At 72.0% G+C, this 5,433-nt stretch carries 8 protein-coding genes; 6 read left to right on the forward strand and 2 right to left on the reverse strand.

The window, feature by feature from the left end:
• A partial coding sequence (locus tag NOCJ54_RS30440; protein ID WP_232221864.1) for a hypothetical protein occupies nucleotides 1-244 on the forward strand: 244 nt, incomplete at its 5' end.
• Nucleotides 245-265: 21 nt separating this feature from the next.
• On the opposite strand, the gene NOCJ54_RS0122470 is transcribed toward NOCJ54_RS30440, so the two are convergent.
• A complete protein-coding gene (locus NOCJ54_RS0122470; RefSeq protein ID WP_036519442.1) occupies nucleotides 266-1,111 on the reverse strand; it encodes a sigma-70 family RNA polymerase sigma factor in 846 nt (281 codons plus the stop codon).
• Between the two features lie 227 nt (nucleotides 1,112-1,338).
• Here NOCJ54_RS0122470 and NOCJ54_RS0122475 point away from each other — a divergent pair, with 227 nt between their 5' ends.
• From NOCJ54_RS0122475 to csrA, 5 genes are read left to right on the forward strand one after another with little or no spacing between them, the layout of a single operon-like run.
• Nucleotides 1,339-1,818 carry a flagellar protein FlgN gene (locus NOCJ54_RS0122475; protein WP_028657273.1) on the forward strand — a complete coding sequence of 160 codons (480 nt, stop codon included), beginning with the start codon at nucleotides 1,339-1,341 and terminating at the stop codon, nucleotides 1,816-1,818.
• Nucleotides 1,818-3,221: a flagellar hook-associated protein FlgK gene (gene flgK, locus NOCJ54_RS0122480; protein ID WP_036519445.1), complete on the forward strand. Its 1,404-nt coding sequence runs from the start codon at nucleotides 1,818-1,820 to the stop codon at nucleotides 3,219-3,221. The genes NOCJ54_RS0122475 and flgK overlap by 1 nt, the downstream gene beginning before the upstream one ends.
• Nucleotides 3,222-3,227: 6 nt before the next feature.
• Nucleotides 3,228-4,118 carry a flagellar hook-associated protein FlgL gene (gene flgL, locus NOCJ54_RS0122485; protein ID WP_028657275.1) on the forward strand — a complete coding sequence of 297 codons (891 nt, stop codon included), beginning with the start codon at nucleotides 3,228-3,230 and terminating at the stop codon, nucleotides 4,116-4,118.
• A 26-nt stretch (nucleotides 4,119-4,144) separates the two neighbouring features.
• Complete coding sequence (gene fliW / locus NOCJ54_RS0122490; RefSeq protein ID WP_232221865.1) at nucleotides 4,145-4,534, forward strand: flagellar assembly protein FliW; 390 nt, start codon at nucleotides 4,145-4,147, stop codon at nucleotides 4,532-4,534.
• A gap of 17 nt (nucleotides 4,535-4,551) precedes the next feature.
• A complete protein-coding gene (gene csrA / locus NOCJ54_RS30745) occupies nucleotides 4,552-4,797 on the forward strand; it encodes a carbon storage regulator CsrA (RefSeq protein ID WP_028657277.1) in 246 nt (81 codons plus the stop codon).
• Between the two features lie 375 nt (nucleotides 4,798-5,172).
• Here csrA and NOCJ54_RS27740 read toward each other — a convergent pair.
• The coding region (locus tag NOCJ54_RS27740) for a hypothetical protein (RefSeq protein ID WP_232221866.1) at nucleotides 5,173-5,433 on the reverse strand (261 nt) is incomplete at its 5' end.

Here is a 5,433-nt window from a genome sequence, read left to right on the forward strand (position 1 = left end):
CATCTGCGACACCGACGGCACCCCCGTCACCGCAGCGCAGGCCAAGCAGATCATCGCCCAGCAGTGGACCGTCCCACCCGAGGTGCGCTCGCGCCGCCGCAGCAAGAAGGCGGGGAAGGCCCCTCACCAAGCCCCAGCGGGGCATGCAAAGCCAGACACCCAACGGCGTCGGCACACGAGGCGACCTTCCCCACCAACGATCCTGACAACCGGCATCGACGACGTCAAACAACCCGCCACTTGACGCCTGATCCCCAATAGGGAATCAGCCGACCGCGTCGAGCGGGGTGGCGACCCCGCGGCGCATCCCGTCGGCGTGCCGGGCGGCGACGGCGGCGAAGTACGCCTCCCGGCGCCGCTGGGCCACGCCGCCCGCCTTGCCGACGGAGCGGACGAGCGACGGCTCCAGGGCGTGGTTGAGGGCGTCGCGCAGCAGGGTGAGCGCCTCGGCGCGCATCTGCGAGATGCGGGAGTCGGTGACGCCGAGCTCGGCGGCGATGTCGGCCATCGGGCGCTCGGCGAAGAAGTAGTCCTTCACGACGACCCGGAGCCGCTCGGGCAGCTCCTCGATCGCCTCGCGCAGGTAGGTGAGGCGCTCGGCGTGCTCGAGCAGGTCCTCCGGCGAGGGCGCCCGGGTGGGGACGAGCTCCTCGATCGGGGTGATGGTCGAGCCCTGCAGGGACAGCACCTGGGCGCGGGAGACGTCGTCGTCGTTCGCGACGACCTCCTCCGGCGTGAGGCCGGCAGCGCGGGCGACCTCCTCGACGGAGGGGGTGCGGCCGAGCACGTTCGCCAGCTGGCTGCGGGTCTCGGCGAGGTCGCGGGCCCGGCGGCGCACCGACCGGGACGCCCAGTCGACCGAGCGCAGCTCGTCGAGCAGGGCGCCGCGGATCCGGGTGGCGGCGTACCGGTCGAACGGCACGCCCCGCTCGGCGTCGTAGGCCCGGGCGGCGAGGACCAGCGCGGTCAGGCCCGCCGAGGTGAGGTCGTCGCGGCTGACGTGCGACGGCACCCGACCCATCGTCTCGCGGACGATGTGGCCGACAAGAGGCATGTGGGTGGTGATCAGCTCATCCGTCTCGGCAGCGACGGCGCCCTGGTTCTCGTTCACGTGCCCGACATTCCGGCACGCGTTCGGCGTGTCGCAGGCGAATTGCAGCCGTCTGACCGCTCGGTGTGCAGATACGGGACCGAGGTCCCGGTTTCACCTGACCCCTCCGGGAGAGGGTCCGTCGGGTCGAACGGCCGAAACCGCTCAGGTCCCCCGTCACCCGAACGATGGAGGCACCAGTTCCCCGCAAATCTCGGGGCGGACGCAGAGAGACCGGAGCAAGAGAGATGGACAGGCTGTCGCAGATCCTGTGGCGCGAGCGCGAGCTCCTCGAGACGCTCGCCTACAAGCTCGAGGTCGAGCGCATGGTGCTCGCCTCCGGCAAGACCCGGTGGCTGGTCAACGTCACGCGCGAGATCGAGGCCGTCCTCGACGACCTGCGTGCCACCGAGGTGCTGCGCGCCACCGCGGCCGACGAGGCCGCCGAGTCGCTCGGCCTGACCCCGAACCCGTCGCTCGGCGCGCTCGTCGAGGCGGCGCCCGAGCCGTGGTCCGGCATCCTGCGCGACCACCGCGACGCGATGGTGGCCCTGGCCCGGGAGATCGCCGAGACGTCCGAGGACGCCAAGGGCCTGATCACCGCCGGCTACCGCTCGGCCCGCGAGACCCTGCTCGCCATCGGCGGTACGACGACCGCGAGCTACACCCCGTCCGGTGACGCCGTGCTCTCCCCGGCCTCCGCCCGGCTCGTGGACCGGAGCCTCTGATGGCCGGCTCGTTCGGGTCGATCAGCTCGGCGCTGTCGGCCCTGCGTTACCAGCAGGTCGCCCTCGACGTCGCCGGCAGCAACATCTCCAACGCCACCACGGACGGCTACGTCCGCCGCCGGGTCGTCGGCGAGGCCGTCAGCACCAACGTGCCGGCGATGTGGTCCCGCTCGGACAGCCACGGGAACGGCGTCGCGGTGGGGGAGGTCCGCCGCATGGTCGACCCGCTGCTCGACACCCGCGTCCGCCGTGAGCACGGCGCGCTCAGCTACCTCCAGACCCAGCAGACCATCCTCGCCCGGGTCGAGGAGGGCATCGGCGAGCCCGGCGACAACGGCGTCTACGCCGCGCTGCTCGCCTTCCGCAGCTCCTGGCAGGACCTGTCGACCAACCCCGGCGGTGACGCGGCGCGCCAGCAGGTCATCGGCAGCGCCGAGACCCTCGCCCAGGCGCTCCGGATCCAGGTCTCCAACGTGGCCGGCGAGGAGGCCGACCAGCGCGTCCACCTCCTCAACGTCGTCGACGAGGTCAACACGGCCGCGGCCGGCCTGGCCGAGCTCAACCACAACATTCTCGTGACCGAGCAGAACGGCACCGACGCCGGCACCCTGCGCGACCAGCGCGACCAGCTCGCGCTGCGCCTGGCCGAGCTCGCCGGCGCGGTCACCACCGTCCGGGCGGACGGTCAGTTCGACGTCACCATCGGCGGCGAGACCCTGGTCTCCGGTCGCGAGGCCGGCAGCCTCGCGGTCGCGACCGGGGTCACCCCGACCGGCGGCACCGACGGTGCCCCGATCTCGTTCCGGGTGGACGCCAGCTGGGGGAGCACGGTGCTCCCGAGCGGCACCGCCGGCCCCGGAGGCGCCCTGGGCGGGATCACCAACGTGCTCACGAGCACGCTTCCGTCGTACCGGGCGGGGCTGGACGCCGTCGCCGCAGACCTGGCCTCCGCGATCAACGCTCAGCACGCGCTCGGGTACGACGCCGCCGGGACCCCCGGCGGGCCGTTCTTCTCCTTCGACCCGTCCGTCGGCGCGGCCAGCCTGCAGGTCGCGATCACCGACCCGGCCCTCGTGGCCGCGTCCTCGATCCCCGGTGGGGGCCGCGACGGCGCCAACGCCGACGCGCTGAGCCGGGCCGGCGACGCCGTCGACTCCTACCAGCGCCTGGTCAACGGCTTCGGCACCCAGGTCGCCTCGCTCGGCCGGCAGGCCGCGAACCAGACCGCCCTGACCCGCTCGCTCGACGGCGCGTGGGAGCAGCAGGCGGGCGTCAACCTCGACGAGGAGACCGTCAACATGGTCCAGGCCCAGCGGGCCTACGAGGCCGCGGCGCGGCTGCTGACCACGCTCGACGAGGTCCTCGACACCCTGATCAACCGCACCGGACTGGTGGGGAGGTAGTAGCCGATGAGCATCGGACGCGTCACCCAGCGCATGCTGACCGAGGGTTCCCTCTACAACCTGCAGAACGGCCTCGGCCGGCTGGCGAAGATCCAGGAGCACCTCTCCACCGGACGGGTCATCAACCGGCCCTCCGACAACCCGACCGGGACCACCTCGTCGATGCGGCTGCGCAGCTCCATCGCCGACCAGGCGCAGTACGCCCGCAACGCCCAGGACGGCCTCGGCTGGCTCACTCAGGTCGACTCGACGCTCGACTCCGTCACCAACACCGTCAAGCGAGCCCGCGACCTCGCCCTCCAGGGCGCGAACGGCGCCTCCGCCGGCAGCGTGACCCGCGACGCGATCGCGACCGAGGTCGACGGCCTGCGCGACGAGCTGCTGGCCCGCGCCAACGCGACCTACCTCGACAGCCCGGTCTTCGGCGGCGTGACCGCCGGCTCCCGCGCGTACGACGACGCCGGCAACTACGTCGGCACCCTCGGCGACGTCAACCGGCGGGTCGCCGACGGCGTGGTCGTGAAGGTCGACGTCAACGGCCCCGACGTGTTCGGCGACGGGCCGTCGTCGGTCTTCGCCGAGCTCGAGGCGCTCTCCACCGCCCTGCGGGCCGGCGACCAGGCCGGCATCAGCGCCGCCATCGACACGCTCAACGAGCGCATCGACACGGTCACCAGCGCCCGGACCGCGGCCGGCACCCGTTTCCAGCGGCTCGAGCAGGCCGACCAGCTTGCCACCGACGCCGGGATCTCCCTGCGCACCCAACTGTCGACGATCGAGAGCGCCGACCTCGCGAAGACCACCGTGGAGCTCAAGCTCCAGGAGGTCGCCTACCAGGCCTCGCTCGCCGCGACGTCCCGTGTCATGCAGCCGAGCCTCCTGGACTTCCTGCGGTGACCACCGGTGTTGCGACAATGACTCGCATGGACATCCCCGTCATCGAGCTCGCGCACCCCATGCCCGGCTTCCCCGACGACGCCCGGTTCGCCCTGGTGCGCCTCGACGAGGACGGCGTGCTCCTCGGTTTCCGCTCGCTCGACAGCGACGACCTGCAGTTCGTCGTCGTCCCCCCGGCGCCGTTCTTCCCCGACTACGCCCCGGTCATCGGCGACGACGTCGTCACCGAGCTCGGCATCGAGCCGGAGGGCGTCGGTGACGTCCTCGTCCTGCTCGTCGTCCGCGCCGGCGGCTCGCTGGCCGACACCACGGTCAACCTGCGCGCACCGCTCGTGGTCAACCCGGCCACCCGCCGCGCCAGCCAGGTCATCCTCGACGACCAGGACCTGCCACTCGCTGCCCCGCTGGTCGCCTGACCCGCTAGCCTCCTGTTGTGCTGGTTCTCTCCCGACGCGTGGGCGAAAGCGTGGTCATCGGCGACGGCAGCCCCGACGCCGTGACCGTGACGGTGCTCGAGGTCCGCGGTGACGTCGTCCGGATCGGCATCGACGCGCCCCGCTCCGTCGCCGTCCACCGTGCCGAGCTCCTCGCCGAGCTCGCCGACGCCAACGCCGAGGCCGCCTCCCCACCCGCCGACGCCGTCGCCTCGCTGACCGAGGCGTTGAAGGGGCGGAAGTAGGTTCGTCGCCGGTCTCGCCGGGTTGCGGTTGCGCAGGCGGCACAGCTCCGAAAGGGCGGCGACGAGGGAGTACGGCAGGTGGCTGGGTCCGCCCGTCGACCTGCGGCTGCGTAGGCGTCGGTCTTGGTCTCGGCCGGCTGCGGTTGCGTAGTCGGCACAGTCCCGAAAGGGCAGCGACGAGGAGGCTGGGTGGGTGGTCGGGTCCGGCGGTCGGCTGCGGTCGCGTAGGCGGAGTGGCTAGCTCCCGGTGGTTGAGGTGCGACGAGCGCTAGCGAGGAGCCTCGAAACCACCGGGCCTCGAAGGCGGTCTGTGGATGGAGATTTCCCAGTCCACAGGCGGGTTTCCGGCCCACCTTTGTGATGCTCCTATTCCTGTCAAGCGGCTTGGAGCCATGTTCGGTAGCGCTGGGTGAAGTCGCGGTCGAACGCGACGCCGCGCTCGATGCGGCTGACGTGGGCCTGGCAGGTCCCGAGCGCTTCGACCACCACCCGCAGGGGCAAGTTCTTCTCGCGCCGCACCCGGCGCAGGTCCTCGATGTCTGCCAGGGCTGTGGGCGCTTGCAGAAGCTTGAAGACCTCCCGGGCGATGGCGCGTTTGAGGATGCGCAAGAGCTCAGGGTTGCTGCGACCCTTGGC

The sequence above is a fragment of the Nocardioides sp. J54 genome, from assembly GCF_000519005.1.
GTDB lineage: Bacteria > Actinomycetota > Actinomycetes > Propionibacteriales > Nocardioidaceae > Nocardioides.